The sequence below is a fragment of the Aquimonas sp. genome (genome assembly GCF_044377145.1).
In the GTDB taxonomy this organism is placed as follows: domain Bacteria; phylum Pseudomonadota; class Gammaproteobacteria; order Xanthomonadales; family Xanthomonadaceae; genus Aquimonas.
This window is the reverse complement of the sequence record NZ_JBILJQ010000014.1, coordinates 1-26,838: the sequence shown is the minus strand read 5'-3', so window position 1 is coordinate 26,838 and position 26,838 is coordinate 1. Positions and strand designations below refer to the sequence as shown.

The window sequence follows — 26,838 nt, the reverse complement described above, 5'->3', positions numbered from 1 at the left end:
TGGCGGGTTTGCCCGCGCTGTTTCGACTCTTCAGGGCAGGGCGGTTCTGCATCGCCGCCCAAGCCCCCGTTCGAGCCCCACCGGAGCCCCACCCATGAGTCACTGTCTGTCCGCCCCCCGCCCCTTGCTGCTGTCGATGGCCGTGCTGAGTGCGCTTGCCATCGGCGCCCCTGCCTTCGCCCAGAGCACCACGGCCCCGCACAGCGTCAACGTGGTTGAGTTGGAGTACGCCCCCAGCAGCCCGTTGCAGGGCCTGGACCTGCGCGCCGGCCGCTACTTGCTGGAGCTGCGCGGCCCGGCGGCCGGCCCCTATGCCGGCGTGTTGCGCGGGCCGAACAACGAGATTGTCGATGCGCAGCTGGTGGTGACCCGAAGCGGCTGCAGCGGCACGGCGCTGCCCAGCTCGGCCGTGCTGCAGACCCAGCCGGCGACTGCACGGCCGCATATCAACCCGGTTGCGTTGCGGGTGGTTGGTGCTACCGGCGGTGGGTGTCAGCTGCAGGCGACGATGCATGAGATGGGGTTGACCAGTGGCACCGGTTCTGAAGGTCCGCCCGATTGCGAGACGCCCGACGAAGTGCCCTTTGCCGCGGTGGAGCAACCGACCTGTTTCGCACCGCCCATCCTGCCTGGAACGCTGCCGGACCTCACGCCAGGACAAGGACTCAATATCGCCGGTCAGTACGCGCCGTGGGGCGCCAACCTGGAGCTGCAGGCCTCAGCCGCGGTGTTCAAGTCTCAGGGTCGCTGCTACTTCAACTACAGCCACATGATCCGAAATGTGGGCGTCGGGCAGGCGTCGCCGTCGGTGAGCGCACTTCGAAGCGGACATCGCTTCGGTCCGCAGCTGGATGCCTCGCAGGTGCCGGCCTTGGCGCCAGGTGCCTTCCATGTGGTTTCCGGCCAGATCGCATTGCCCCCAGGCGTATGGCGGGTGTTCGCGTATGCCGATAGCAAGGAGCAAGTGACAGAATCCAATGGAACGAACAACGTGAGATCGATTCGGATTAAGGTGGATGGCAGCTGCACAGGGAGCTTTACGACCCCGTAGCGTTGGGGACGGCAACGAGAGCCGCGGCTAGGCATAGTCAAATTCATTCGGGTGGCGATTTTGACAGTTCAGCGTGCCTCTCGAGCTTGCGCTAGGAGCGCCTTTACGGACTGGATTGCAACTGCATCTGCCTGGGGCAGGGTCTGCATGAGCTGCAGACTCTGCTCAAGATGCGGTATGGCCGCGCCAATACTGCCGCCTTCAATCAGGACGGTGCCCAGTAACCTTAGTGTTTCAGCGTGCAGCTTCGGCGCCGCTGCTCCACGGTTCGTTAGCTCTTCCAGCACTTCGCGAAGTTCGATTTCGGCACTATCGAGCTGTTGGAGTTGTATCGATATCTCAACTAGGCGCAGGCGTACCTCCACGATCTCGTTCGGGTTGCGCGATTCGTCCCGTAGCGCCTTCAGCGCTTGCCGATACAGCGACTGCGCGGCGTGCTCTTGTCCCCGTGCAAGTTCGCAGGCTGCCAAGCCCTTGAGCATCAGCGGGCGCCACCAGTCGTGACTGTGGGGTAGCGCTGTGAGCGCCTGTGTGTAGGCGCTTACAGCGGCATCGAAGCGCCCCTGCGAAAACAGCACCTTACCCAAGTCGAACTGTACGAAGGCGACGCTGGCATGAACAGCGCCGTGCACGGACTGCTGGATGCTTAATGCCTCGCGCAATGCCGCCTCTGCCTCCACAAGGCGATTAGCTTGACCCAGCGCTTTGCCATAGTTGCCCAAGGTCGCGGCCAAGAACGGATGCCTACTGCCGCGCGCCTTGCGCTGCCCCTCAATGGACTCTGCATACAAAGTCAGCGCCAGCTTGATGTCGCCACGGCGTCGCTTGATCATTGCAAGGTCGGAGAGATTCTCTGCGATCTGCGGGTGGGTTGGTGGCAGCACCGCCCGCCGCACCTCCAACGCTCGGGTAGCCAAGGTGTCGGCCGACTCCAGGCGACCCGCGAGACGCTCGATTGTTGCCAGTTGATTGAGGCTCTCAGCGACCGTCCGATCCTGTTCCCCATGCGTGGCAATGCGAATGTCCAGCGCTTCGCGAGCGAAGCGCTCGGCGTCGAGTTGGTTCCCACGACGCCGCAACAGATATGCGAGCTCAACCATCGTGTCTGCGCTTGTCACGTCGTACTCGGCCATTTGGCTGCGCTGGATCTGCAAGGCCCTACGCAACTGCCGTTCGGCCAGCTCAAGATCCGCACCAGCCCCCAACGTGATGCCGTAGCTCCGATAGATCCGCGCAGCCAACAACGGCTGACTGCCCTCGAACTTCTCCGCCAGCGCTTGCGCCGAGCCCAGCAGCTCGCCTGCCCGATCGTAGTCGCCCAGCGCGCGATAGACGTTGCCGACCGTGTCCAGCAGCTCAGCCTGCACCTCCGGATGAGCGCCGAGTTCGCCTTCGATCTCGCCCCAGCTGCGGTCGAGCAGGGCCTTGACGCTGAGCGGCGGGGCGCCGGCTATGTCGGGGTCGATGCCTTCGAACAGGCGCTGCACGAAACCTTGTACTTCACGCGCCTTGCGGGCTTCGGCCTGGGCGCGGTCGCGCTCGACCGCCAGTGCCTGCGCCTGCAGGGTCAGGGTTACGGCGTAGAACAGCAGCAGCAGCGCGGTGATGAAGGCGAAGGCCACGCCGATCGGATGTCGGCGAAGAAAGGTGCGGGCGCGGTAGGCCCAGGTGTCGGGGCGCGCACGCACGGTGTGTCCGGCGCGCGAGCGCTGCAGGTCTTCAATCAGTTCGGGCACTGACGCGTAGCGGCGCTCAGGCGCTTTGCGGATCGCCTTCAGCACGATGTTGTCGAGGTCGCCGCGCAGGCTGCGGCGCAAGGTGGCGACCCGCAGCTGGCGAGCCTCGGCCTGCGCGCTGTCGGTCTCGGCCAGGCGTTGGCTGGGGCGCGGCGGTTCGGTGTTGCAGATCGCGCGTTCCAGCCCGGCCGGTGTGGCCTGGCCGACCGCCTGCGCGCGGTGGCCGGTCAGCAGTTCGTACAGCAGCAGGCCGAGTTGGTAGACATCGCTGGCGGTGGTCACCGGCTCACCGCGCACCTGTTCGGGTGAGGCGTATTCCGGCGTGAACATGCGCATCTCGGCGCGGGTGGCCATGGCTGCGCCGGCTTCGCTGTCGTCGAGCACTTTGGCGATGCCGAAATCGAGCAGCTTCACGCTGCCGTCGGCACTGACGACGATGTTGGAGGGCTTCAAATCGCGGTGGATCACCAGGTTGCGGTGCGCGTGCGCCACCGCCGCGCAGACCTGCAGGAACAACTCGACGCGTGCGCCGATGCCGAGCCGATGGCGGTCGCAGTAGCGGTCGATCGGTTCGCCGTCGACGTATTCCATCACCAGGTACAGGCGCCCGCCGGGGTCGCGGCCGCCGTCGAGCAGCCGTGCGATGCAGGGATGGTCGAGCCGGGCCAGGATCTGCCGCTCCTGCACAAACCGACGCGCGAACTCGCTGGCGGCGATGCCGTGGCGGATCAGCTTGAGCGCGCCGCGCTGTTCGAAATCGCCGCCGCTGCGCTCGACCAGCAGCACCCGGCCCATGCCGCCGGCGCCGAGCTCACCCATGATCCGCCAGGCTCCGATCTGCTCGGGCAGGGTGTCTTCGTCGAGATCGCCGAACACCGGTTTCAGCTGGTCAAAAGCCTGGTCGAGCAGGCGTTCGGCGGCGGCCGCATTGAGCTGGAAGGGGTCGTCCGGGGCCTCGGCCCAGCGCAGCAGCTCGACCAGCTCGCCGTGCAGGAACGGGTCGGCGATGCCTTGCACAAAGGCGGCGCGCTCGGCGTCCTCCAGATCCAGCGCCTGCACGAACAGCGCGTCGATCTCGGCGCGGCGATCGGGCGGCGGGCTCATGCGGGGTTGAAGGCTTTCATCAGCCAGGCGCGGGCGCGCAGCCAGTCGCGCTGCACGGTGCGCAGCGAGGCACCCAGCGCGGCCGCGGTTTCTTCTTCGGTCAGGCCGCCGAAATAGCGGCACTCCACCACCTGTGCCAGGCGCTCGTTGAACTCGCGCAGGCTGTCGAGGGCGAGGTTCACGGAAAGGATGTCTTCAGCCTGTTCGTCGATCGCCATCAGATCGGTCTTGAGGGTCAGATCGGGCTGGCCGCCGCCGCGCTTGTCGCAGCTGCGCTGGCGCGCGGCGTCGACCAGGATCCGCCGCATCGCGCGCGCGCAGATCGCGAAGAAGTGGGTGCGGCTCTGCCAGTCGACGCCGGTCTCTTCGACCAGCTGCAGGTAGGCCTCCTGCAGCAGGGCGGTGGTCGACAGCGTGTTGCCGCGTTCGCCACCGCGCAGGCGCTGGCGATGGGCGATCTCGCGAAGTCGGGTGTAGACCAGCGGCACCATCGCGTCGAAGGCTGCGCGCTCGCCGGCGTGGTGGCGCTTCAGCAGCTGGGTGATCTCGTTGCTCACGTCGGCCTCCTCAAGTGCGCGCTGGCTCGGAGCTGCCGTCCGGTCGCCCGCAGCGTGGCGTGCGCCCGAGCCTGAATCATATGCCAGCCGACCCCGCGCGCTGAGGCGTGTCCCGGCGCGCGAAATTTTTTTGTCAGCCCGTGTCGTTTCGCCCAAGGGTTCGCGTAACCCATCTCGACGGCGCGCTGCGGGGCCAGTTGCACAGGCCCGATCCGCCCGGTTGCCGCGCTGGCTGTACGCCCGGTGCGCCGCCGGCAGCCACGTCGCCGTGAACTCAAGCCCCTCTAATCCGTACTAGGAGAACACCGATGAAAACCCGCTCAATGCTCGTCCTGTGTGCCGCCCTTGGCCTCAGCCTGAACACCGTCTCGGCCGCCGAACCCGGCACCCAGTTCCGACCGCTCGATCTGCAGGCGGCGTTCGGTTCCGATGTGGTCAGCGAAAAATCGTCCCTGAGCGTGCGCTGGGATTATCTGGGCAAGGCGCGCTTCCATGGCGTCGAGGGCCCGGCAAGCGGCGACCCGCTGGGCGCTGAGTCGAGCGTCAAGTCTGGCGCCGAAGACGGCTTGGCGGCTGCGCTGAAGGGCACCGATGCGCGCCACTGGATTGCCGTCAATGTCAGCACCGGCGATGAGTACCTGGTGGAACTGCCCACCGACACCGCCGCTGGCCTGCGCCGGCTGGCTGCCAAGGCGGGTTGGGAACAGGGCAATGCCGGCGTGGCATCTGCCTCCGACCCCGCCGGCAAGACCGACGATCTGAGCTCGATCGAAGCCGATGCCAAGGGTTGGAGCAATGGCGTTGACACCCGCACCCGCCGCTTCGACAACACCACCTATCCCTACCGTGCGATGGGCCAGCTCGGCGGCGGTTTGAACAGCGGCTGCTCGGGCACCCTGGTCGGACGTCGCCACGTGCTGACCGCCGCGCATTGCCTGTACAACCAGGAAGACGATGTCTGGACCCTGGGCGGGCTGTTCCGTCCCGGCCGTGAGGGCACCTGCAACAACGCCAGCTGCGAGCCCTACGGCGAGTTCTCGGGCGTGTGGTACTTCACGCCGGCACAGTGGCGCACCAGCGACAACGCTTGGAACTACGACTACGGCCTGGTGGTGCTGAATGGCAGCCCGGGCAACCAGACCGGCTGGCTGGGCTATGTCGCCGTCGCGCAGTCGACGCTGGAAGACCAGTGCGACAAGGTGCCGTTCGGCCCCGGCTTTCTGGGTGGCGAGTGCTCCAACCGCGGCTACCCGGCCTGCGGCTTTCCCGAAGCACCGCTGGAGTGCCGCCTGAACAACAATCTGCAGGGCTGGGCCTACCAGGACCCGAACGCCTGTGAGATCGGCAGCTTCGGCAGCGCCGGTAACGACGGCTGGGCCGCGCGCTTCACCACCAACTGCGACATCAGCCGCGGCCACTCGGGTTCGTCGGTGTTCACCGAGACCTGGGGCGGTTCCACCAGTGCGGTGCTCGGCATCGTCAGCACCCATAGCTGCACCACCTGCAGCCCGGGCGAGGTCTACGTCAACGGCATCCGCCGGGTCACCCCGGAAGTGCTCGACATGATCAGCTACTTCAAGGCCGAGATGCCGTAAGGCAGCAGCAAGGGTCGATACCCACGTTCGACCGCGCCTGGCAACTGCACGCACTCGACCGGCCCCGCGCCGGTCGAGTGCGTTGTGGTTTCAGCGCAAGTTGATGCGACTGTTCTCCGGCCTTGCATTCGCACGTATCGCTGCGCGCGGCGCGTGCTCAGGGCTGCAGCAGCGGTCGGCTGGGCCGCGGCAGCCGCCAGCCCACCGCCGCCAGCATCAGCACCGGCAGAGCCGCAGCGGGCAAGACCCAAAGCATGCTCGTGACGCCGCGCTCGGCGGCCAGCAGCTGTGCAGCCAGTGAGCCGACCAGTACCAGCGCGATGCCTGCGTACAGCGCGAAGCCCGCCAGCCCACCGCGGCGGCGCGCCAAGGGCAGCAGACAGCAGATCAGCAGCAGGGCCCAGGCGCAGATCAACAGGGTCGGCAGGGCCGCCGTCGGCTGTCCGGCTTTCAGCGCCATCAGCACGGCAATCAGCAGGGCCGGCAGCCACAGGCGATAGAGGGTGGTGTAGATCAGGGCCTGCGCAAGCAGAGGCCAGCGGCCGCCGCCCGTGGCCAGATTCGGCATCAGGGCAGCCTCGGCCAGCCCATGTCCCTCGCCATGCCAGAGCTGGCGCAAGCGCGTGATCAGACTGAGCAGCACGGACAAGGTCCAGAAGCCCAGCAGGGCGGTGAGGCCCATCGCCGGGCCGCGGGTCGCAGCGTCTTCGCTCAGCATCAGGGCGCCGAGCAAGCCAATGGCCAACAGCATCCAGCTGCTGCTGCGCAGATAGCTGCGCCAGCCCAGTGGAGCCAGTGGCCCACTCAGCAGCAGCGACAGTGAGCGCAGCGGCCTGCCTGGGCCCACATTGGCGTCGATGCGCGCTCGGTTGTCGCCCAGCCACGACGGGCCCCGGCTTTCCCCCTGCGCGCCCTCGGTCAGAAGGTCGCGCTCGGCCATGTTCACTACCTGCGGCGCGTTCCAGCCGGGCGGCGGCGCCTGCACAAGCAGCCGCCGCCAGCGCGACAGGCCGACGCCCAGCATGGCTGCTGCAAAAGCCATCAGCGCCACGAAGACCAGCTCGGGATCCGGCGCCAGCGTCTGCAGCTGTTTGAGCAGAAGTGCGGGCAGCACGGTAGTCACGATCAGCAGCAGTACGCCGACCGTAGGTGTCACCATCAGGTAGACCAGCGCGGTCGACAAGGCCAACCACTGCGCCAGCAGCGACCAGCCGGGTGGGGCACCGAGTGCGATCAGCAGCAGTGCCGGCAACGATGTGCCCAACACGCCCAGCAGCAGCCCCGCGCGCTCGCAGTGCCTGCGCGCAGCGGGCAGCTGCAAGGATTCTGCTTGGTGCTGCAGTTGCCATAGTCGCGCGAGCAGCTGCAGCCAGCCCATCCATGCAGCGAAGCCGAGAATGCCGGCGGCCACCACGCCTGCGTTGGCGCTGGGCACGATTGTCAGAATCGGCACGGTCAGCGCCAGCAGAGCGCCGTAGAAGCCCCAGAAGAACACCGTCCCGCGCAGGCGCAGTGCCGCGCGCAGGGTGCCAAACACCGCGTTCACTCGACCACCTCCAGAAACAGGTCCTCCAGCCCGAGCGGGTCGAAGCGCAGCGCACCATCGCGCAGCGCCTGCGGCCAGGACTGGTGCTGGGTGTGGTCGAGCAGCAGGCGCAGGCCGTGCTCCGCGGTGCTGCGGCGGCGCAGCTCGCCAGCAAGTGGTTCAGGCATCTGCGTGGCCAGTGCCGGCGGCACCAGCACGCGAACGAACTGTTCCTTGATGCTGTCGAGTTCGCCGTCAATCAGCAGGCGGCCTTGGTCGAGAAAGGCCACGTGCGAGGCCACCCGTTCCAGGTCGGAAAGGATGTGGGTTGAGAACAGCACTGTGGTGCCGGTATCGCTGGCACGCAGCGCAATTTCGCGCAGCAGATCGCGGCGGGCTACCGGATCCAGTGCGGCCGCAGGCTCGTCCAGCACCAGCAGTTCCGGCCGCGCCGCCAGCGCGCGGATCAGCGCCAGGCGCTGGCGCTCACCAGGACTGAGTTGATCCAGGCGCTGGCCGCGCTGCAGCTCCCAGCGCTGCAGCAGCTGCTGGGCCAAGGCCGCGTCCCACTGCGGGTAGAAGCGGCCGACGAAGTCCAACATGTCGCCCACGCACAGCCAGCCCAGTGCGTTCGGCTGCTGCGGCACGTGGGCCAGGCGCGCCTTGCTGGCGTCGCTCAGGGCCTGGCTGGATTCACCGAACACCTGGACTATGCCCGAGTCGTGTTCCAGCAGGCCGAGCAGACAGCGGATCAAGGTCGACTTGCCGGCGCCATTGCGTCCGATCAGGCCCAGCACCTGCCCGCGCTCCAGCCGCAGATCGATTCCGTCCAGCACGGCTCGGTCGCCGTAGCGCTTGCGCAGTCCGTGGGCACGCAGGGGAGGAGGGCTGCCAGTCATGTCATTTCTCCATCAGTTGGCGCAGGCGCGACAGCACCTTGTCGCCGGGAAGTTCGAGTTCCTGCGCGCGCTGGGACAGCTCACGCAGCAGTGGATCCAACTGAGCCATGCGATCAGGCAGCGACTGCGGTCGGCGCGCACTGGCCGCGATCACCATGCCCTTGCCGCGCAGGCGTTCGAGCACGCCCTCGGCCTCCAGCTGGCTGTAGGCCTTGGAAACGGTCATCGGGTTGACCGCGTGTGCGGCTGCGATGTCGCGCACCGAGGGCAGCGCGTCGCCCGCCTGCAACTGCCCGCCGGCGACCATGCGACGTACCTGATCGGCGATCTGCCGGTAGATCGGTTCGGCTGCACTGGGTTGGATTCGAAACAGGGTTGCGTCCATGTGTATTAGTAAACCAATACACAATCGACAGCGCAAGTGCGTTGCTGTGTTCGCGGACAGCGTCTGTTGCGCGGAGGCGGGTCTGTGGATGCACGGCCTTTTGCCGCGAGCGCTGCGAGCGCTGCGAGCGAGGGTCAGATTTCTGCAGTCGACCAGCGCGGGACTGCGGCAAACCTACAGAACTCCCACAATTCAGCCACAGAACACCCGGGCGGCTGCGCGGTATGGTGGAGGTACTCTCCGCCAAGACGAATACCAATGAAGCCTCGCCAGTTGTTGCTGTCGTGCTGCCTCGCCCTACTCGCTGTTGCATCGGTCCAGGCGCAGACGCCCAGCACGCTGGCGGTGCTGCCCTCCAAGCCGGTGCCGGGCGAGTCGATCGGGATTCCATTCGAGATCGACTATCCCTGGTGCGCGCACCATTCTCTTGATCGCAGCCAGCCGCCGACCATTCGCCAGACCGGCATCACCTTCGGCGGCTCGGTGGGCACCCAAATCAGGGAGTACGCCGTCAGCATCGACTTGGTCTACGACCCGAACCCCATCTGCGGTGTGCCCTTCCCGGGATCCCTCAAAGTGGTGCGCTACATCGACATCGGATCGGTGCCGGAAGGCGCACACCGGTTCGTCGTCACTCCGCGGGTCAACGGTGTCGTCCAGCCCAGCTACCGCCTTGGGCCGATTGTCGTCAGCAGCGATGCCGGTATGCCTGAGCACGCCTCGGGCGTCTGGTACAACCCGCAGCAGAGCGGCCGCGGAGTGTTTGTCACCCGCACCGGCCCGAACCAGATGTCACTGGCCTGGTTCACCCACGACGCCGACGGCCGTCCGACCTGGGCCGTGGCCAGCGGACCAATGAACTCCTTTGTGCCCCAGTTCACGGCCGCGGCCACCAATACCGTTGGCTCGCCGCCGGCACCCGGTCCGGCGCAGCTGCAGCCGCAGCCCTGGGTGAGCTGAGCTTCCGCTACCTCGGCTGCGACCGCGCCCAGCTGAGTTGGAATGCGCGTGACCCAGCCATCGTCGACGGCAGCATCGACCTCGTACGCCTGACCCAACCGGACGCGATGCTGCCCTGCGCGCCGAGCTTCGAGATCGAGGCCCAGTGGATCACCCCCTGAGTTGAGGTCGAGGCGCCCACCGCGACGATATCCACACAGCCTGTAGATATCCCTGTGCAGCGCCCTGGGGCGAGCCTGCGCAAGTGTTGTGCAATCAAGCGCTTGGTCTGAGCTGGGCATTACTTGACCAGCACGGAGCCGGGTTGCGCGGTGCAGCTGCGCTGCCCGTGACACGCCGACAGCCCGGTCGGGCACCGATTCAGAAAGCTGTTCCTCAGTCCGGGACGGCAATGTTCGAAGGCTCCCATGCCGACGCCGCTGCGGATTCGCCCGCCAGAATCGTCTGCCGAGGTTGACCTGCTCGCGCTGGAATCACAGCGGGTTGCGCGGGGTTCGGCTTGTGGGCATTGGATGTGGGCTCGCACAGGCCCGGGGGCTTCAACAATGACGCGCTCCCCGCCGAGCCGGCTCGCGTGCAACCTCGCCAGCCCCGACAGGCTGCCAGGCGCCGCGCCGCCCAAATCCCAGCGAGTCCGGAGTCGATCCGGACTCGCCGGGTCTGGATCAAGGCGTGTGGGCAATGACCAGTTTGGGTGATACCGCGCCCTCGCGTGAGGAGAAGTCCACGCCGTCACCGGTGCCAGCGCTGACCAGGACGACGCCATGGTTGGCTCGCGCGCCGCTGATCCAGTCGCGCACCAGGGTGAGGCCAGCGGCGTTCAGCTGGACCGACTGCGTGCCGGTGGTATTGGGGACGATGCTGCCGATCCGCTCACCCAGGTTGGTTGCCTGGCTCCAGCTCAGGCTCGACTCGCTCCAGCTGGCATTGGCGCGGTAAAGGTCGTACTGCCCGGCCGAGCGATCGCTGACGTTGAGCTGCACGCTGACCGACTGGATTGCAAGCGTGGCTGGCACCTGAGTGAGGTCCCAGCGCATCAGCGCGCGCAGCTCGCTGCCGCTGTCGCTGCCGTCGGCTAGCAGCACCGTGCCATTGGTTCGCGCACCGCTGCTCCGCACATGGGCATCGGCTGCTGCGCCCAGCACCCGCGTCTCGGGCAGCTGACCATCCGCGAGTCTGGAGCGACCTGCGCCGTCACGCGCAATCCCGTACACCGGGCCGATCGGCGTGTCCGCCCACAAGCTCAGCCCGCTGGGCAGGGCCAAGGGACTGCTCAAGCGTGCGCTGCGGCTGAGCGCCGCGGTGTCGCCTTCGCCCGCGAAGTGCACCGTGCGCAGTTCCAGCCGGTCGGCCGTGGCCGAGATCACGCGCAGATGGGCAAAGCTGGCCTGACCGAGAATCCAATCGTTCTGGCGGTCGGCGGTGCGGGTGGGTGCACCCCATGCGCCCTCGCCCGCGTACACCGTGCCCGCCGCGGCTTCACGCAGGCCACTGCCTTCCGGGCGGACCGGAAAGGTGTACTTGACCAGATGGCTATCGGACTCTTCGACCAGATTCATCGCGTACTGGTAGAAGGGCTGCGCCCACTGGAACACCGGGCTGTTGAAGGAAGGCTTCGAGCTGGTCCGCGGAAACATCGGCACGTGGTACTGGGCGATACGCCAGCGAGCACTGCCGGCGCCGGCAAGGTCGGTGTTGAGCCAGGTGTTCTGGGTCTGCCACTGGCTGGAGTAACCGGACAGGCGCAACTGGGTGTTGAGGGTGTAGGCACGGATGAAATCACCACCGATGCTTACCGCATAGTGAGTGTCGCGCAGGCTGCACGCACCGTCGCGATCAGCGTCCACGCCGAACAGCTTGCACAGCATGGTCTGATCATTGTCCTCATGGTTGCCCACCGTCGGCAGCAGCGGGATTGCATGACGCACCGACAGACCGTCCACCGTGTCTTGCGGATAGGCCAGCTCCCAATCGCTCAGCCATTCGGACATTTCAGTGGTGGTGTTGCCCTGGGTGTAATCACCACCAAACATCACGAACAGCGGACGGATCTTCGCCACCAGGCGGTTGCCCTGCTGACGCAGGCTGCGGTTGGTTCGCGAGTCGCCACCTGTGATGAAGGTCAGCGCGCTGGCAGCACTCGGCGCGGTCAGGAACCAGTGCGCCGGTCCGCAGCCCGTGCTGTCGCAGGCTTCGAAGTAGATCGGCGTGTTGGCGGGCAGGTTTTCAAGGCGCACGAAGTGGTTGCGCAGGTTGCCAAAGCTGCGGATCGATTGGGTGTTTGCGCGTGCCCAACTGCTTCGGGTGCTGCTGCTGCCGAAGCGGATGTAGCCGCCACTGGTCTCGCTTGTGCTGAAGCCGATCACGGCTTCGCGGTCGGGCGGACCGTCCCAGGTCACTCGGACTTGGCTGGGCGCCGCCCAGACTGCGCTTGTGCCGGCGGCCAGCAGGGCGGCCAGTGCGATGCTGCGGTTCATGGGGTGACTCCTCGTTGCGATATGAATGGCCAGCCTGGTGACAAACCCGCGCTCCCCTCGCGCATTTGGACGGCGGCTGGTGGGCCGGCCGCATGCGAGTCCTTCGATGACTGCGGTCCGGCGACCAGGCGCGCCCGGGCGACCAGATCGCCGCGCAACCAGAGCTGCCGGCCTTCGCCGAAATGGATGGCGGCGATTTGCAGATCGCCGTAGGCATCGCGGCGACCGTCCTGGGTCCAGTACGGCGCCCATTGGGTGAACGGGAACAGTGCCGTGGCGATGCGCGGATCGCCCGCGGCGCTGTCAGGATCGAGCAGGGCAACGAGCTCCGTGGTGCGCGGCAAGCGCCAATCCGTTCGGCCACACAGGCGCTTGCTGCGGCTGGCCTCGATCAGGTCAGAGGTGTCGCAGGGGTACTGTTCCTTGTCGGCATGACAAGTGCCGAGGCGACGGTGGCCAAGGCTGCGCTCGGCGTCGTACCAGGAGTAGGTCGCGGCGGCGAAATGCTGGGTCTCGTTATCGGACTTGTTCTCCCAGATCAGGCCGGAGCGTCGATCGAGTACGCAGGCCCATGGACCCTGTTGCAAGTCCAGATGCTCGCCGTTGGCAGCGATCTTGACGAAGGGGCTGTCGGGCGCTGATGGTGGCGTGGGCGCGCATGCGCTCAGCAGTGCAAGGAGCCACGCCCAATGCAGCCGATGGCTCATGGTTCGATCACCAGGCTGAGCGGCCGCACATGCAGGCTGTGACGCGTTTGGCTGTGATCGAACACCGCCACCCAAACCGCCAGCCCGCTGTGCAGATCGAGATCGAACTCGCCCGGGGCCTTCAGCGCGCGCGCGAGTTCCAGCGTCCACTCTCCGTCGCGCCAATTGGCAAAGGCGCGCACGCTGGCGCGGTCTCCTTCGTAGCCGTCGCGGATCAGCACCGAGGGCATCAGGGTGCCGACCGGATAAACGTCGAGCTCAGCTGTATAGGGCCGGGTTTGGTACCAGCTCAGACTCCAGTCGATCTGCGCGCCGGGCTGCTCGGGATCAGGCAGCTCGCGAAACGGCAGCAACTGCTCGGGCGAGCGCGGCAGCCGCTTGGGCAACACGCGCTCGGCCGAGAACCACTGCCAGTTGTGCACGATGGCGCCGGCTTCGGCAGGGTCTGCGCGGTAGCCCGCGGTGTAGCGCGGCTCGCCTGCCCGGCGTGGCTGCGCGGGGCCAAAGTGGCTGTCATCGAGTGTTCCCAGCGGATTGCGCAGCGACTTCCAATGCCAGACATCGACCAGACCGCTATGCATCGCATGCTGGCCGCGCGCGGCCCCCTTCGCGCCGTAGTGAAAACTGCCGCCCGCGGGGGCGTGCGAGCGCGAGAACATCAGCGCGAGTTTGTCCTCGTACCAGCGCCGCTCATCGTGGGTATCGAAGCCCTCATGGATGACTCGCCAGCCATCCGCGGTCTTCTGCAAGGGCAGATGCACGCCGCTGCGGGTGGGATCCGGCCAAGTCACCGCGAAATAGGCGGTGTCGCCGTCATGCACCGCACGCAGGGTGACGGCGACGCCGGAGGCACTGTTGGCGCCGTGCACGGTTTGCACGCTGACGGGTCGGGCCAGCGCCCAGACCTGATCGTCCGTTGCGCCGTCCAGCTGAGGCGCCAGCCGGGTCGGTATCGCAGTCATCCGCAAGGGTGTACTCAGCCAGCTCGGCGGCACCGCGGCCCAAGCTGCCGTGAGCAGCGCTGCGCCAAGCGCAAGCCCCTGCGTCCAACGGCGGTAGCGTGATGCACCGCGCGGCCAGAACGCCGCCCACCATCCGCTGAAACCACGCAACCAGGCGGTGACCAGCAAATGCAAGGGCAGCAAGCCGCACAAAGCCAGGGCCAAGCTCAAGTGCAAGATCACCGTGGCGCGTCCACTCAGCCCGGGCAGGCTCAGATACAGCACGGCGCCGCTGGCGATCAGGCCAACCAGCGCGCTCCAAATGAGCACCAGCAAATGCCGGTGCCAGCGCGCGGCCCGGCTGAGCACAGGGCGGCCGGCAACTGCTGCGCGATTGCGCTGGCGCAAGCGTCGCCAGCCGAGGTAGCCGAACAACACCAGCACCCAGGCCAGGGCCAGCAGCAGGTGCCAATCGGCCACGCGGCCCATGGGCAGGGCGGCGTCAAGTGCGGGCGGCAGCAGACCGTGACCGATACTCAGGCGTAGTCCCGTCAGCAGACTGCCCAACAGCAGGGGCAGGCTCAGCAGATGCAGGAGTGCCACCGGCCAGGGCAAACGAGCCGCCGGCCCCGCCCAGCGCCATGGGCTGGAGCGGGCCGTCGTACTGGCCGACGGCGGGGCGGGGAGATCAGGCGAAGTGCCTTCAGCAGTGGTGGCAGTCGACAGCGTGGACATCAGCGGAGCTCAAGTGGGCGGCAGTGAAGCCGACACCTGGGCAACGCCGCTCGCGCGAGCGCGCCCGGGCGCGGCAGACGCATCTGCCGTTGCCGGCAGCGTTCCCGGATCGCGCATCGTCTGGGAGCCGAGAGGCACCAAGGCGAGGTTGACAAACTGTCATGCCCCGCAATATTTGCCCGTCTCGCTGACAGGATCGCTGAGCCGGTTCGGACCAGGCTTCAGCGGCGCCATCAGCGCCTCAACGCAGCCTCTCACCAGCCGCCGATGCGCGCGTCAGCGGCGCACCAAGAGCCCAAGACGGCCGGGCTTGGTTGCGCCGGAGTTCGCGAGCAGTGCGCGCGGATGAGGATCGCAGGCCCAGTACGGTCGCTCGTGGGCGCCTGCCTGCAGCGTTCGGGCTTTCTCGTGTGCTGGAGAAGCCTGGCGAGCCCCCATGCTCGCCGCGCGCCTGTGGTGCCTTCCATTTATTCGTTGAAATGCCACGTCACATGGAAGTTCAAAAGAATTGAAAAAACTCAAGAGTTGCAACGCGCGTCAGATCGGTGAGGCGATACCACGGCGCGCGGGCATGCCTTGATGAAAATGCGGGTCCGCCGCCGACGGAACTGCACCCCGCGAAATCCGAGCAGCCTAGTGCTGAAACGTGACGAAAGCGTGACCCGAGTGCACGGCGATCCGTGTTTCGCTTGATGTGTGTGGCGCACTGCCGATGCGGTACGAAAGCCCGATCCGCGACGTCTGCAGCGGAAGTTTTGAGGGGCGATCAAATCACTTCCCGCAGGTGTCGCATCGCGCTCTTGGTCGAGCAGATGCCGCCGACATATGCCCGTTCCAACTTCGGACTTGGCCAGAGTGCCCGTGCGGGTGATGCGTACGATTGTTCTGACGGGCGACAAGCGAGCCGAATTGCCCAGGCTCGCTCGATCCAAGCGCACCTGCGCGCGATCAACGCGACGTGCGCGCATCGTCTTGCTGGCGGCGCAGGGCATGCGGAATTCAAGTGATCGCTGCGATGCTGGGCGTTGGCCACGCGCAAGTCGCCTGCCGTGCCTGGCAACTGCGCGCCAGCGTGTCGCGCCACCCGCGCGCGCGGCTTCGATACCGCGCATTCCGCGCGGCGAGAAAGCCTCCTGTGACCCGAAGTTCCTGAATAAGCTCAATGGCTTCGAGTGCAGCGGATCAGGCACGTGACGGCGGGCCGACGGCACGTGCTTTGCATCCTGCACCGCGCTGTTTGCAGCTTGACAGCCGATGCGTCCAGGCGTGGCCGCATCGAATCAATGGCGCGATGACCCTCAGGGGGGCTCTGCATGCTCAACGTGCTCAACCGTTTGGCGGTGCGCATGGGCATCGCTACTGCAGCGGTGTTCCTGCTTGTTTTCGGTTTGGCCAGTGTCTACAGCTCGGGCGCAATCCGCGCCGGGTTCGAACAGCGCAAGCAGAGCCAACTGGAGAGCCTGGAGAAACGACTGGCCTTGACCTTGGTCGAGCCGCTTTGGAACCTGGACATCGAGTTCGCGCGCCAGATCACCTCAGTTGAGCTGAGCGATCCCGCGTTGGTCGCACTCAAAGTGGAAGACGCCAGCGGGCAGAGCCTGTTCGATCTGACCAACCCCGACGCCGATCCCGAGCAGAATACCGAGAGCCGACGGATCGAAATCAGCCGCGAGGGCGAACCCATCGGTGCCGTACTCCTGCAGATGGGCGACGGCCCGATGCAGGCGGAGCTGCGTCGGCAAGCACGTGAGGACTTGTTGAAGCTGGGCGCGGTCGGATTGTCGATCGCTGTGGCGCTGCTGGCGCTGCTCAGCCGCCTGGTAACGGGACCGGTGGGACGGATGGTGGCGGTGTTGACGACGCTGTCTGATCCTGAGTCCAGCACGGTGCGACGCGACGAAGCCAATCGGCGAGTTCGCGAACTACGTACCCGCTACGAACGCTCGCAGTCGGAGATCGGCCAGCTGGCACGCGCACTTGGTGGATTCGTCGAGCTGTTCGCGCGCTCCACAGCGACCGCCGAGGCTGCGCAGCGTGCCGAACAGGGCCTGCGCTGCGCCGGTGCCTCGCTGCTGCTGGTGGATCTGGAGGGGCGTGTGCTGCAGGCCTCCGACGCCATGCGCCGCTATCTCAGTCAGCAGCCTGCCGTGGCTTCGAGCCTGGGCGTCGATCCGGATGCCCTCGATCACGCCTTGCTGCGACCGGATCCCGAGCAGCTGCCGCTGCCGGCCATCCACGCGCTGGACGGTGACCACGAGCTTGATGCCGATCTCGGCGGACGCACCGGCGAACTCACCCTGAGTCCAGTGCGTGGCACCGATGGCAGCCGCATTGGCGCGCTGCTGCAATGGCGCGATCTGAGCGAAGCGCGCCAGCGCGCCGAGCAGGAGCAGCGCTTGGCTGCGGACGTAGCGCGGGTGGTGACAGCAGCGCGCGCCGGCAATCTGGGCGCGCGGATTGACAGTCGTGGCAGCGGCTTCGTTCGCGAGCTCGCCGATGGCGTCAACGGCTTGCTCGACGGCATCGCCGAGACGTTTCGCCAGATCGACCAGCTGCATGCTGCGCTTGCCGAGGGCAAGCTGTATGCGTGTATCGAAGCCCGTCACTGGAGTGGCGCATTTGCAACTCTGCGTGACAATGCCAACGCTGCCCTGACCAGTCTGAACACCCTGGTGACCACGCTTCGCGATCGGGTGGGCGAGTCGGCCGGACAAGCCGGCGACATCCGGCGCGCCAGTTCCGAGCTCGCAGCTTCGATCGAGCGCCAGGCGGCGTCTCTGGAAGAAACCGCGGCCAGCATGCGCGAGATCAGCGAGGGCGTCAGCGACACCTCGAGGCGTGCCGGTCAGGCCGCACAGCAGTCGAGCACTGCGGACCAGGCCGCCGCTCACAGCGCCGAGTTGCTGGGCGAAGTGCGCACTCGCATGGGCGGGTTGCGCACCACCAGCGAGCGCATGCGAGAGATCACCCAGCTGATCGATGGCATCGCCTTCCAGACCAATCTGCTGGCGCTGAACGCCGCAGTGGAGGCGGCTCGCGCAGGCGAGGCCGGACGCGGCTTCGCGGTGGTGGCCACCGAGGTGCGCGCGCTGGCCAACAAGACCTCAGGCAATGCAGGCGACATCCGTCGCATGCTCGAACACAACGACAGCTGCATTCGGGAAATGTCCGGCATGACCGATCAGACGCATTCGGCCCTTTCGGATGTAGTGCGCGCGATTGGCGCCACCCGCGTGCTGGCCGAGGACATCGCCCGCTCCACCCTGAACCAGACCGAAAGCGTGCGCCAAGTGGATTCAGTGATCCAGGACCTTGATCAGATCACCCAGCAGAACGCGGGCGTGGCCGAGCGCAATTCGCAGGCGGCGGCCGGCATCGATATTTCAGCGCAGACCGCGCAGAACCTGCTCGACCAGTTCCATACGCGCGCCCCCAAAACCTGAACCACCGAGCGTGATCTCGGCCGGCTGTCGAAAGACGGTTTGCCAGTACAGCCATGGATGGCAAGCCGGCACCGCCCACTGTCTTCAGTGGGTCTGTCGGTAGCGGGCCCGGACCTGAGCCGGACCGTCACCCTGAAGAACGCCCGGGATGGGTGTTGTTCAAGTACTTGCTCTTACCTGGCCCCACCGGGCCGACTCCGGGAGAATGTCCATGAAGTCACTTCACACCACGGTCTGGCTGCTGCTCTTGGCCGGTTTTTGCTCGCCCGTTTGGGGGCAAGACAAGTTGATTCGCCTGAGCAGCCTCGACTGGCCTCCCTACTCGGGTGAAAAACTTGATCAGCAGGGCGCCAGTGTTGCGGTAGCGCGCGCGGCGGCCGAAGCCATGGGCTACCAGCTGGAGGTGCGCATTCTGCCTTGGGCGCGCGCCGTGTCGGTGGCGAGCGATCCGGCCAGCGGCGTCGTCGGATACTTCCCCGAGTATCACTCCGACGAAGTCGCCGCCCAGTTCCAGCTGTCCGACCCGATCGGTTCGGGCCCGCTCGGCTTTGCCGAACGGCGTGATGCACCCGTGGCGTGGTCGGGCCTCGCCGATCTGAAGTCCGTGCAGATCGGCACGGTGCGCGACTACGTCAATACCTCCGCGTTTGATGCCATGGCCGCTGCGGGCGATCTCAAGGTGGAACCGGTCAACGACGACGCCACCAACCTGCGCAAGGTCGCCGGTGGTCGCATTCCGCTGGCCGTTATTGACCGCAACGTCATGGGCTATCTGCTCGCCAACGACGCTGGCCTGAAGGCCCAGCAGGGGCAGCTGCAGTTCAATGCGCGACTGCTGGAAGACAAGCAACTGTTCATCGCCTTTCAGCGCACGCCCGCCGGTCAGGAGGCCGCTCGCGTGATCAACGAGGGCCTGAAGAAAATCGACCCCGCCGCGATTGCAGCGCCCTTTTTCGACTGAAACGCCCCACCACTCTGGAGACCGCAGCCATGCGCCATGCGCCACTTGTCCTCATCGCCTGCCTCGCCTCGGCGCCCGCCAGCGCCAACAGCCTCACCAGCACTTTCACCCTGGCCAGCGACTATCTGTTCGATGGCGTCAGCCAGACCCAGAACAAGCCCGCATTTCAAGCCAGTCTCGACTACGGTGTCGGCGGCTTCTATGCCGGCTTGTGGACGTCCAACGTCGACTTCGGCCCCGGTGACCCGGCCGACCAGGAGATCGATTTCTATGGCGGCTACGGCCAAAGCTACGACAGCGGCTGGGGCTGGAGCGCCGGTTTCGCCCACTACACCTACTCGGGTGCCAGCGATTACCGCTACACCGAGTGGACCGCCGGCCTGACCCTCCCCACCAGCACCAAACTGACGGTCTGGTTGGCCGACGACAAGACCGTGGGTGGCGAGGCGTGGCGCGCCAAGGCCAAGCACAGCTTCGCCCTGCCGCGGGAGTTTTCGCTTGATTTCGAAGCGACGCGCACCGAGTACGACAACACCGATTTCGAAAACTATACGCACTACCAGGTCGGCGTTTCACGTCCGTTCGGCAGGGTGAATGCCTACCTCGGCTATTCCGATACCACGCGCGACAACAACCTTTCCGACGGCCGTTTGCTGCTGCTGTTGTCAACTACCGTGACCTGGCTCGAATAGGCGCGGACCGGATCTGGGCGGCTGCTAGCCGCGGCGCACGGCAACATGCCCCACCCACGCGAAAATGCTGCGGCTCGCGCGCGCAACCGGGGCGAACCGACTGCGGTCGGCAGCGCGAGACGTCGATGCTGAGGGAGGACCGTGGTCTCAAGCAGGCCGCGGTCTTCTATCCATCCACTCACACGATCCCATGCCGCCGGACATTTCCGCAGCGCGGGAGAGTCGGCGACCGTTCCCGCCGCGCCCGAAGGTCTTGCTCCACTGGTACTGCTGCGCCCATCCGCATCAAGCGGAATACAGCGCATCAAAGTCCGCCGCATCCACCGCTGACATCCCGCGCGCCTCGAATTCCGACCACATGCGGTGCCAGCGTCGACGCTCGCGCAGAAGCGGTGCAACGAGCCGCGGGCAGGTGTCCTGGATGATCGCGTCCATCAGCGGGTCGGGTGTGTTGCCGCTGTAGGCGTACCAGGTGCGGGCCGCGAAGGCTGGGTCATCGATGCAGGCCTGGGCGCCGCGACTGATGATGGCGCGCAGGCTGTCGACCACGCCGGCATGTTGCTGCAAAAACTCCGCGTGGCTGAACAATTCGAGCGCGCTGAAGTTGGGGAAGTCGCCCATCGCTGCGGTGACGAAGACGTGCTCCAGCCCAGCCGCGCGTGCCTCCACACCCTCGAAGTTGGCGAAGCACAGCCAGGCGCCGTCAAAGCCGTTCTGCATGTTCTCCAGATGCATGAAGCCGGCGCTCTCGATGGCGACGGCTACCGGCTCGATCGCGGTGCCCTGCTTGGCGGACCAGTTCCTGACGATTTCGCGCGCGATGGCGTCGGTGACGCCGCCGGCCACCGGTGAGGCGAGGCGGATGGATTCGCCGGCCAGCAGCTTCCGCGCGCTGTCTGCGTGCAGCAGGATGCCGCCCTCGGTCTCGAAGAAGCAGCCCAGCGCGCGAAGGCCGGGGCGCCGCGCATCGACCATGTGCAGCGGCTCATTGCAGGCGAACGCGATCTCGCCCGCGGCCACGGCGGCCAGCCCGTCGTAGTGGTCATCCGGCTGCACCAGCTCGACCTCCAGCCCGGCTTCGCGATACCAGCCCTCGGTGATGCCGGCGATCAGCGGCAGGTGATCGGGATTCAAGAACCATTCGAGGGCGATCTGGAGCTTCATGCGGGGAACCGTGGGCAGAATTGGGGTCAGCAATGATGGCTGATTGCGGCTTCGGCTTGGATGGGCGGTCGAGCGTGGCTTCAGTGAATCTGGACTCTGCCGCTCAAGCGCCTGAAGCCGCAGACCGCCGCATCGCATACGTCGCGAGCCGTTGTTCCAGCGTGCCGCTGTGCAGCTCCAGCAGGTTGTCGTCGTAGTCGTGGAAGTACAGCGACACGCCTTCGCCCTGGATGCGCGGGCGCGGCGGCTGCACTTCGGCGCCGAGTGCGCGCAGGCGCGCCTCGAAGGCCGGCAGCTCGGCTTCGGCGACCTCGAAGGCGGCGTGTCGGTAGCTGCGGGTGCCGGGTTCCCCCTGCATCAAGGCGATCCACACGCCGCCCAACAGGAAGAACTTCTCGGGCGAGTGTGAGTGGAAGAACTCACCGCTGTCGTAGACCTGCTGGGCGCCCAGGCCCTCGACCCACAGCAGCGCGCTGCGTTCGAGATCGCGGACGACGAAGGTGAGGTGGCTGAGTCCGCTGACTGACATGGTTGCTCTCGTGTGTGCGTTGGGTCGCGCTGCGCTTGGCCCAACCTACAAATCCGCGGCGCTCCCGTAGGTTGGGCCAAGCGCAGCGCGGCCCAACAAGGGTGACTCGGAGTGGCCCCGCCGATGCGCGCCCACGAGCCCTGAGCCGCGTTGCGCTGAATTCCATCTGTCTCGAACCTAGCAGCCTGTCGGACTTTGGTTGGCCGGGCTGCAAATCCGCCTGCACGGCCCACTTTTCCGCCGATTCTTGACCAAGAGAGCCCACTATCGGCCTGCGAATCGTCGAAAAACTGTCCTCGCGCAGTCGGATTTTCGCCTCGACCCCCAAAGCCCGACAGGCTGCTAGGTGGATGCCAGCAGCGCGCGCAGCCGATACAGCTCTGCGTGTGCCTCGCGCGGGCTCAGGCTGTCGGGATCGATCTCGCCCAGCGCCGCCTTCAGCGCCTCCGCAGTCTCATCGATGATGGGCCCGGCCGACGACACCGGCGGCGCATCGAACAGCGACAGCTGCGGCTGCGGCGTGGTGCTGCCGCCGCGTTCGAGTTCGGCGAGGAACTTGCGTGCCTGCGCCACGACAGCCTTCGGCAGGCCGGCGAGCGCTGCGACCTGCAGGCCGAAGCTGCGGTTGGCCGGGCCGTCCTTGACCGTGTGCATGAAGTACAGGCGCTCGCCGTGCTCGACCGCATCGAGATGCACATTGGCGATGCCCGGGACCTCACTGGGCAAGCTGGTCAGTTCGAAATAATGGGTAGCGAACAGGGTGTAGGCGCGGTTGTTCCTGGCCAGCGCGATCGCGCAGGCCCGCGCGAGTGCCAAGCCGTCAAAGGTCGAGGTGCCGCGGCCGATCTCGTCCATCAGCACCAGGCTGTTGGCGGTGGCGCTGTGCAGGATGCTGGCGGTCTCGGTCATCTCGACCATGAAGGTCGACTGGCCTTTGGCGAGGTCGTCACCGGCGCCGATGCGGGTGAGGATGCGATCGATCGGGCCGAGCCGCGCAGTTTCCGCAGGCACGAAGCTGCCGATATGCGCGAGCAGAACGATCAGCGCGGCCTGGCGCATATAGGTCGACTTGCCGCCCATGTTGGGGCCGGTGATCACCAGCATGCGGCGCTCGGGATGCAGGGCCAGGTCATTCGGTTCGAAGGGTGAATCCAGCACCGATTCGACCACCGGATGGCGGCCGCGGGTGATCGCTATGCCGGGCTCGTCGACAAGCTCAGGCCGGTTCCAGTCCAGCGCGCGGCCGCGCTCGGCGAAGCCGCAGAGCACGTCGATTTCGCAGACGGCTTCGGCGAAGCGCTTCAGCGGCTGCAGCTCGGTGTTGAGCGAATCGAGCAGCTCTTCCCACAGCACGCGCTCGCGCTGCAGGGCACGCTCGCGGGCGCTCAGCACCTGGTCTTCGAAGGCCTTCAGTTCTTCAGTGATGTAGCGCTCGGCGTTGGTGAGCGTCTGCCGGCGCGTGTAGTGGGTCGGCGCCCGCTCGGCCTGGCCCTTGCTGATCTCGATGAAGTAGCCGTGCACGCGGTTGTAGCCGACTTTGAGCGTGGCGATGCCGCTGGCCGCGCGCTCGCGCGCTTCGAGATCAAGCAGGAACTGGTCGGCATGGGTGCTGAGCTGGCGCAGGCGATCGAGTTCAGCGTCGAAACCATCGCAGAGCACGCCACCGTCGCGCATCAGCACCGGCGGCTGCGGCAGGATCGCGCGCACCAACATGTCGGTGACCTGAGCGTGCTCGCCCAACTCCGCGCCCAGCGCATTGAGCCGCGGCGCATCCAGCGGCGCCAGCAGTGCGCGCAGGGCAGGGGCCGCATGCAGCGCGTCGCGCAGGGTCGAGAGATCGCGCGGACGCGCGGACCGCAAGGCAATGCGGGTGAGGATGCGCTCGACATCGCCGAAGCCGCGCAGGGCTTCGCGCAGCGGCTCATCCGCGCCGGTATCGATCAGCAGGCCCACCGCATCGTGACGCGCGCGCAAGACTCCGTGATCGCGCAGCGGTCGATGCAGCCAGCGCCGCAGCAGGCGCCCGCCCATCGGCGTGCAGGTCGAATCGAGCACGCCCAGCAGGGTGTGCTGGGTGCGGCCTTCGGCGTGCTGGTCCAGCTCCAGATGGCGGCGGGTGGCCGCGTTCATCGCGATGGTCTCGTCCGAGGATTCCGCCGACAGGCTCTGCAGATGCGGCAGGCTCTGCTTCTGGGTTTCCTCTACGTAGCCGAGCAGGGCGCCGGCGGCAGCAATCGCTGCGTGCAGCTGTTGCACGCCGAAACCTTCGAGATCCTTGGTGCCGAAGAATCTGCACAGCGCGCGCTGTGCGGATTCGCCGTCGAACAGCCAGGGCGCACGCCGACGCGCGCCGGTGCGCGCATTCAGCGACTCCGGCCAGCCGTCCTCGTCCGGGATCAGCAGCTCGGCCGGCTCCAGCCGTGCGATCTCGCTGAGCAGGGCGTCTTCGTCCGCGACTTCAGCCACCTTGAAGCGGCCGCCAGCCAGATCGGCCCAGGCCAGACCAATCGCCTTCTTGCCGCGCGCGACCGCCATCAGCAGGGTGTCGCGACGCTCCTGCAGCAGGGCCTCGTCGGTGACGGTGCCTGGCGTGACGATGCGCACCACCTTGCGTTCGACCAGGCCTTTCGCCAGCGCCGGGTCGCCGATCTGCTCGCAGATGGCCACCGACTCGCCTAGCGCCACCAGCCGCGCCAGATAGCCCTCATAGGCATGCACCGGCACCCCGGCCATCGGAATCGGCGCGCCGGCCGAATTGCCACGCTGGGTCAGGGTGATGTCGAGCAGCCGCGCCGCCTTGCGAGCGTCGTCGTAGAACAGTTCGTAGAAATCGCCCATGCGGAAGAACAGCAGCACGTCCGGATGCTCGGACTTCGCGCTGAAGAACTGCCGCATCAGCGGGGTGTGCTGGGAGAGATCGGCGTTCGACATCCGGGGCAGGCTTCGCGGGGCAGCAGGGGGCGCGAAGTCTAGCAAGGCATGGCCCGGCCTTATGGTTCTGGGCCTGCCTGAGCCGAGGTGGTGGCGAGCGAATCGGCGCCGCCGGTCGGCGCGCGCTTGCGCAGGCGGATCACCTGATGAACGATTGGGCCGCCAGCGGCAAGGGCGCGCATGCCCACGGCCGTTCTTATCGGAGATTCGCCATGCATATTCGGGGAGCGAGAACGGCGCTGTCGTTCGCCGTGCTGGCTTTCGCCGGCGGGTTGGCCGCGAATCCGGCGCTGGCACAGGCCAGTGGTTGCGTCAGCCTGGCGCAGCAGCCGGTGACCGCGCGGGTCGACTACTACAGCCAGATCCAGCCGATCTTCGAGAACCGCTGCTCGAACTGCCACGTCAACCACGCCGGCTCGCCGTCCGCCGGCCTCGATCTGGACCCGGAACGGTCCTGGCTGAGCGTGTACGAGGGCCCGAGTGCGATTGCCCCCGGGCGGGTGATCGCGGTGCCGTTCAATGCGGCCTCGAGTTTCTTGCTGGAAAAGGTCAACTGCCAGACGCTCGAAGCCGGCCAGCGGATGCCGCGTGGGCGTGTACCGATTCCGCTGGCCGAGCAGGCCTTGATCCGCGACTGGATCAGTCAGGGCGCGTCCGAGTTCCCGAGCGACACCCTGTTCATCAATGGATTCGAGACGCCGGTCAGTCGCTGATCGCCTTGGGGCAGGGCTGCATTGCCGCGCGAGCTGCACCAATCCACGTTTCCCTGTCGGGCCACTTCGCCGGTGTCCGAGGCGATACCACGGCTGAGTTCCAAACCGCCGTTCGCGCGTTGCTGCTCGCTGCGCTGACGGTGCCCGTTGTGGCGCTGCATTCTTGCTCGGTTCGGTTCGCACGTCGTCCGCCAGAGCAATCGCAACGCGCATGCGCACTCTCGCAGAGTCCGCACTTGCGAGCCTGGGCTTGGGTCGGCGACTTGAGTCTTCTCAAGCATGCAACGCATTGCCAGGCGCTTGATCCGTGGCGCTCCGATTGCTGCAGTGCTCGCATCACGGTTGCGGGCGCGTGCACAGCCGCATCGGCAGGCCTTCCGGGACATTCGAATAACGCCGCGCACGCTATCGTGTGCGGCGTTGTCCACTCGGAGCCCAGCCATGTTCGATATCCACACCTACGCCCGCCGGTCCCTGATCCTCGCGATCGCCTTCGGCTTCAGCCTGAGCGCCTGCAGCCAGGCCGGCACGCAGACGCCCGCCGCGGCCGCAGCATCGAGCGCCGCAGTGGCGGCCAGCGCGAGCGCGGAAGCGCCACGATCGTTGTCCAGCCAGCATGGCCCGATCGCGGTCAGCACGCTGGCCTCGGGCCTGGAAAATCCCTGGGCGCTGGCCTTCCTGCCGGACGGTCGCCTGCTGGTCAGCGAACGCCCCGGCCGCCTGCGCATCATTGGCACCGATGGCGTGGTCTCAGCCGCGCTGACCGGCGTGCCCGACGTCGTTGCAGAAGGTCAGGGCGGCCTGTTCGATGTGGTGCCGGCGCCGGATTTCGCTAGCAGCCAGCGCATCTATCTCAGCTACGCCGAACCCGGCGAGGGCAAGCTCGCCAGCACCGCTGTCGCCTACGCGCGCTTGACTGATAGTGGCCTCGAAGAGGTCACCGTGATCTTCAGCCAGACGCCCAAGGTCGATACGCGGCATCACTTTGGATCACGCCTGGTGTTCGACGGCCAGGGCCATCTGTTCATCAGCCTGGGCGATCGCGGCCTGCGCCCGACCGCGCAGGATCTTGGCAGCCATATGGGCGGCCTGATCCGGGTCAATCTCGATGGCAGCGTGCCCGCCGACAACCCCTTCGTCAGCACCGAAGGCGCGCTGCCGGAGTTCTGGTCCTACGGCCACCGCAACCAGCAGGGCGCGGCGCTCAATCCCTGGACCGGCGCAGTCTGGACCCACGAACACGGTCCCAAGGGTGGCGACGAAATCAACATCCCGCAGCCGGGCAAGAACTACGGCTGGCCGCTGGCGACCTTCGGCATCAACTATTCCGGTGATGTCATTCCCGAAGCCGTCGGCACCACCGCCGAAGGCGCCGAGCCGCCGCACCACTACTGGCCGGTGTCACCGGGCCTCAGCGGCATGGCCTTCTACGACCACGCGCGATTCCCGACCTGGCAGCGCAGCCTGTTCGTGGGCGCACTGGCCCAGCGCGCGCTGATCCGGCTCAGCCTCGAAGGCGATGCCGTCGTCGCCGAAGAACGCCTGCTCGAAGACCTCAAATGGCGCATCCGCGATGTGCGCGTCGGACCGGATGGTGCGGTGTAGTTGTCGCATCCCGGACGAATGCATCCTGCATAATCGGTCAGCGCTGCTGGTCGGACGAGAGGTCTTGGTTGGCCTGCTGACCGAGCTTTCCGCTCCGAGGACTGCATGAACATTCGCCTGCACAAGAA

General features: G+C 66.7%; 19 protein-coding genes. 8 read left to right on the top strand and 11 right to left on the bottom strand.

Translation table 11 applies throughout. The features are described 5' to 3' along the window. Positions 1-94 precede the first annotated feature (94 nt). The gene (locus ACIQ7H_RS06440; protein WP_395789578.1) at positions 95-1,051 is read left to right on the top strand and encodes a hypothetical protein; all 957 of its coding nucleotides are present in this window, start codon (positions 95-97) and stop codon (positions 1,049-1,051) included. Between the two features lie 68 nt (positions 1,052-1,119). Here ACIQ7H_RS06440 and ACIQ7H_RS06435 read toward each other — a convergent pair whose 3' ends face one another. Further along, positions 1,120-3,891 carry a tetratricopeptide repeat protein gene (locus ACIQ7H_RS06435; RefSeq protein ID WP_395789576.1) on the bottom strand — a complete coding sequence of 924 codons (2,772 nt, stop codon included), beginning with the start codon at positions 3,889-3,891 and terminating at the stop codon, positions 1,120-1,122. Then, positions 3,888-4,448: an ECF-type sigma factor gene (locus ACIQ7H_RS06430; protein WP_395789574.1), complete on the bottom strand. Its 561-nt coding sequence runs from the start codon at positions 4,446-4,448 to the stop codon at positions 3,888-3,890. The genes ACIQ7H_RS06435 and ACIQ7H_RS06430 overlap by 4 nt, the downstream gene beginning before the upstream one ends. Before the next feature lie 308 nt (positions 4,449-4,756). On the opposite strand from ACIQ7H_RS06430, the gene ACIQ7H_RS06425 reads away from it, so the two are divergent. Further along, positions 4,757-6,043, top strand: coding sequence for a trypsin-like serine peptidase (locus ACIQ7H_RS06425; RefSeq protein WP_395789572.1), 1,287 nt, complete (start codon positions 4,757-4,759; stop codon positions 6,041-6,043). Between the two features lie 157 nt (positions 6,044-6,200). Here the strand turns inward: ACIQ7H_RS06425 and ACIQ7H_RS06420 are convergent, their stop codons facing one another. The 3 genes from ACIQ7H_RS06420 to ACIQ7H_RS06410 are packed head-to-tail and all read right to left on the bottom strand — an operon-like array spanning position 6,201 to position 8,852. After that, entirely contained in the window at positions 6,201-7,589 is a 1,389-nt protein-coding gene (locus ACIQ7H_RS06420; RefSeq protein ID WP_395789570.1) for a hypothetical protein, read from the bottom strand. Then, the gene (locus ACIQ7H_RS06415; protein ID WP_395789568.1) at positions 7,586-8,467 is read right to left on the bottom strand and encodes an ABC transporter ATP-binding protein; all 882 of its coding nucleotides are present in this window, start codon (positions 8,465-8,467) and stop codon (positions 7,586-7,588) included. The genes ACIQ7H_RS06420 and ACIQ7H_RS06415 overlap by 4 nt, the downstream gene beginning before the upstream one ends. Position 8,468: 1 nt before the next feature. Continuing rightward, positions 8,469-8,852, bottom strand: a complete 384-nt coding sequence (locus tag ACIQ7H_RS06410) for a GntR family transcriptional regulator (RefSeq protein WP_395789566.1) — start codon at positions 8,850-8,852, stop codon at positions 8,469-8,471. Positions 8,853-9,110: 258 nt separating this feature from the next. On the opposite strand from ACIQ7H_RS06410, the gene ACIQ7H_RS06405 reads away from it, so the two are divergent. Next, positions 9,111-9,812 (top strand): hypothetical protein, encoded by a 702-nt coding sequence (locus ACIQ7H_RS06405; protein WP_395789564.1) that lies wholly within the window; start codon positions 9,111-9,113, stop codon positions 9,810-9,812. Between the two features lie 665 nt (positions 9,813-10,477). Here the strand turns inward: ACIQ7H_RS06405 and ACIQ7H_RS06400 are convergent. From ACIQ7H_RS06400 to ACIQ7H_RS06390, 3 genes are read right to left on the bottom strand one after another with little or no spacing between them, the layout of a single operon-like run. Further along, positions 10,478-12,289 (bottom strand): DNRLRE domain-containing protein, encoded by a 1,812-nt coding sequence (locus ACIQ7H_RS06400; RefSeq protein WP_395789562.1) that lies wholly within the window; start codon positions 12,287-12,289, stop codon positions 10,478-10,480. Beyond that, on the bottom strand, positions 12,286-12,996 hold the full coding sequence (locus tag ACIQ7H_RS06395; protein ID WP_395789560.1) for a DUF1566 domain-containing protein: 711 nt from the start codon (positions 12,994-12,996) through the stop codon (positions 12,286-12,288). Before ACIQ7H_RS06395 ends, ACIQ7H_RS06400 begins: the two co-directional genes overlap by 4 nt. Beyond that, positions 12,993-14,672, bottom strand: coding sequence for an ethylbenzene dehydrogenase-related protein (locus tag ACIQ7H_RS06390; RefSeq protein ID WP_395789558.1), 1,680 nt, complete (start codon positions 14,670-14,672; stop codon positions 12,993-12,995). The genes ACIQ7H_RS06395 and ACIQ7H_RS06390 overlap by 4 nt, the downstream gene beginning before the upstream one ends. 1,313 nt (positions 14,673-15,985) lie before the next feature. On the opposite strand from ACIQ7H_RS06390, the gene ACIQ7H_RS06385 reads away from it, so the two are divergent. The 3 genes from ACIQ7H_RS06385 to ACIQ7H_RS06375 all read left to right on the top strand — a co-directional run bounded on the left by ACIQ7H_RS06385 (position 15,986) and on the right by ACIQ7H_RS06375 (position 19,768). Beyond that, positions 15,986-18,115 (top strand): methyl-accepting chemotaxis protein, encoded by a 2,130-nt coding sequence (locus tag ACIQ7H_RS06385; protein WP_395789556.1) that lies wholly within the window; start codon positions 15,986-15,988, stop codon positions 18,113-18,115. A 211-nt stretch (positions 18,116-18,326) separates the two neighbouring features. Beyond that, a complete protein-coding gene (locus ACIQ7H_RS06380) occupies positions 18,327-19,076 on the top strand; it encodes a substrate-binding periplasmic protein (protein ID WP_395789554.1) in 750 nt (249 codons plus the stop codon). Positions 19,077-19,105: 29 nt separating this feature from the next. Then, positions 19,106-19,768: a TorF family putative porin gene (locus ACIQ7H_RS06375; protein WP_395789552.1), complete on the top strand. Its 663-nt coding sequence runs from the start codon at positions 19,106-19,108 to the stop codon at positions 19,766-19,768. 285 nt (positions 19,769-20,053) lie between these two features. Here ACIQ7H_RS06375 and ACIQ7H_RS06370 read toward each other — a convergent pair whose 3' ends face one another. From ACIQ7H_RS06370 to mutS, 3 genes are all read right to left on the bottom strand, one after another. Further along, positions 20,054-20,932: an ABC transporter substrate-binding protein gene (locus ACIQ7H_RS06370; protein ID WP_395789550.1), complete on the bottom strand. Its 879-nt coding sequence runs from the start codon at positions 20,930-20,932 to the stop codon at positions 20,054-20,056. Positions 20,933-21,035: 103 nt separating this feature from the next. After that, positions 21,036-21,461, bottom strand: a complete 426-nt coding sequence (locus tag ACIQ7H_RS06365; protein ID WP_395789548.1) for a VOC family protein — start codon at positions 21,459-21,461, stop codon at positions 21,036-21,038. Between the two features lie 342 nt (positions 21,462-21,803). Beyond that, entirely contained in the window at positions 21,804-24,392 is a 2,589-nt protein-coding gene (gene mutS, locus ACIQ7H_RS06360; RefSeq protein WP_395789546.1) for a DNA mismatch repair protein MutS, read from the bottom strand. Between the two features lie 212 nt (positions 24,393-24,604). Here mutS and ACIQ7H_RS06355 point away from each other — a divergent pair, with 212 nt between their 5' ends. Continuing rightward, positions 24,605-25,105, top strand: coding sequence for a hypothetical protein (locus ACIQ7H_RS06355; protein ID WP_395789544.1), 501 nt, complete (start codon positions 24,605-24,607; stop codon positions 25,103-25,105). Positions 25,106-25,546: 441 nt separating this feature from the next. Then, the gene (locus tag ACIQ7H_RS06350) at positions 25,547-26,710 is read left to right on the top strand and encodes a PQQ-dependent sugar dehydrogenase (RefSeq protein WP_395789542.1); all 1,164 of its coding nucleotides are present in this window, start codon (positions 25,547-25,549) and stop codon (positions 26,708-26,710) included. Positions 26,711-26,838: the final 128 nt, after the last annotated feature.

Excerpts from the sequence above, each read along its gene's own strand:
- ACIQ7H_RS06350 (WP_395789542.1), top strand. The coding sequence starts at position 25,547 with ATGTTCGATATCCACACCTACGCCCGCCGGTCCCTGATCCTCGCGATC.
- ACIQ7H_RS06390 (WP_395789558.1), bottom strand. The coding sequence starts at position 14,672 with ATGTCCACGCTGTCGACTGCCACCACTGCTGAAGGCACTTCGCCTGAT.
- ACIQ7H_RS06385 (WP_395789556.1), top strand. The coding sequence starts at position 15,986 with ATGCTCAACGTGCTCAACCGTTTGGCGGTGCGCATGGGCATCGCTACT.
- ACIQ7H_RS06355 (WP_395789544.1), top strand. The coding sequence starts at position 24,605 with ATGCATATTCGGGGAGCGAGAACGGCGCTGTCGTTCGCCGTGCTGGCT.
- ACIQ7H_RS06425 (WP_395789572.1), top strand. The coding sequence starts at position 4,757 with ATGAAAACCCGCTCAATGCTCGTCCTGTGTGCCGCCCTTGGCCTCAGC.
- ACIQ7H_RS06380 (WP_395789554.1), top strand. The coding sequence starts at position 18,327 with ATGAAGTCACTTCACACCACGGTCTGGCTGCTGCTCTTGGCCGGTTTT.
- ACIQ7H_RS06415 (WP_395789568.1), bottom strand. The coding sequence starts at position 8,467 with ATGACTGGCAGCCCTCCTCCCCTGCGTGCCCACGGACTGCGCAAGCGC.
- ACIQ7H_RS06405 (WP_395789564.1), top strand. The coding sequence starts at position 9,111 with ATGAAGCCTCGCCAGTTGTTGCTGTCGTGCTGCCTCGCCCTACTCGCT.
- ACIQ7H_RS06370 (WP_395789550.1), bottom strand. The coding sequence starts at position 20,932 with ATGAAGCTCCAGATCGCCCTCGAATGGTTCTTGAATCCCGATCACCTG.
- ACIQ7H_RS06365 (WP_395789548.1), bottom strand. The coding sequence starts at position 21,461 with ATGTCAGTCAGCGGACTCAGCCACCTCACCTTCGTCGTCCGCGATCTC.
- ACIQ7H_RS06400 (WP_395789562.1), bottom strand. The coding sequence starts at position 12,289 with ATGAACCGCAGCATCGCACTGGCCGCCCTGCTGGCCGCCGGCACAAGC.
- ACIQ7H_RS06410 (WP_395789566.1), bottom strand. The coding sequence starts at position 8,852 with ATGGACGCAACCCTGTTTCGAATCCAACCCAGTGCAGCCGAACCGATC.
- ACIQ7H_RS06395 (WP_395789560.1), bottom strand. The coding sequence starts at position 12,996 with ATGAGCCATCGGCTGCATTGGGCGTGGCTCCTTGCACTGCTGAGCGCA.
- ACIQ7H_RS06440 (WP_395789578.1), top strand. The coding sequence starts at position 95 with ATGAGTCACTGTCTGTCCGCCCCCCGCCCCTTGCTGCTGTCGATGGCC.
- mutS (WP_395789546.1), bottom strand. The coding sequence starts at position 24,392 with ATGTCGAACGCCGATCTCTCCCAGCACACCCCGCTGATGCGGCAGTTC.
- ACIQ7H_RS06375 (WP_395789552.1), top strand. The coding sequence starts at position 19,106 with ATGCGCCATGCGCCACTTGTCCTCATCGCCTGCCTCGCCTCGGCGCCC.
- ACIQ7H_RS06435 (WP_395789576.1), bottom strand. The coding sequence starts at position 3,891 with ATGAGCCCGCCGCCCGATCGCCGCGCCGAGATCGACGCGCTGTTCGTG.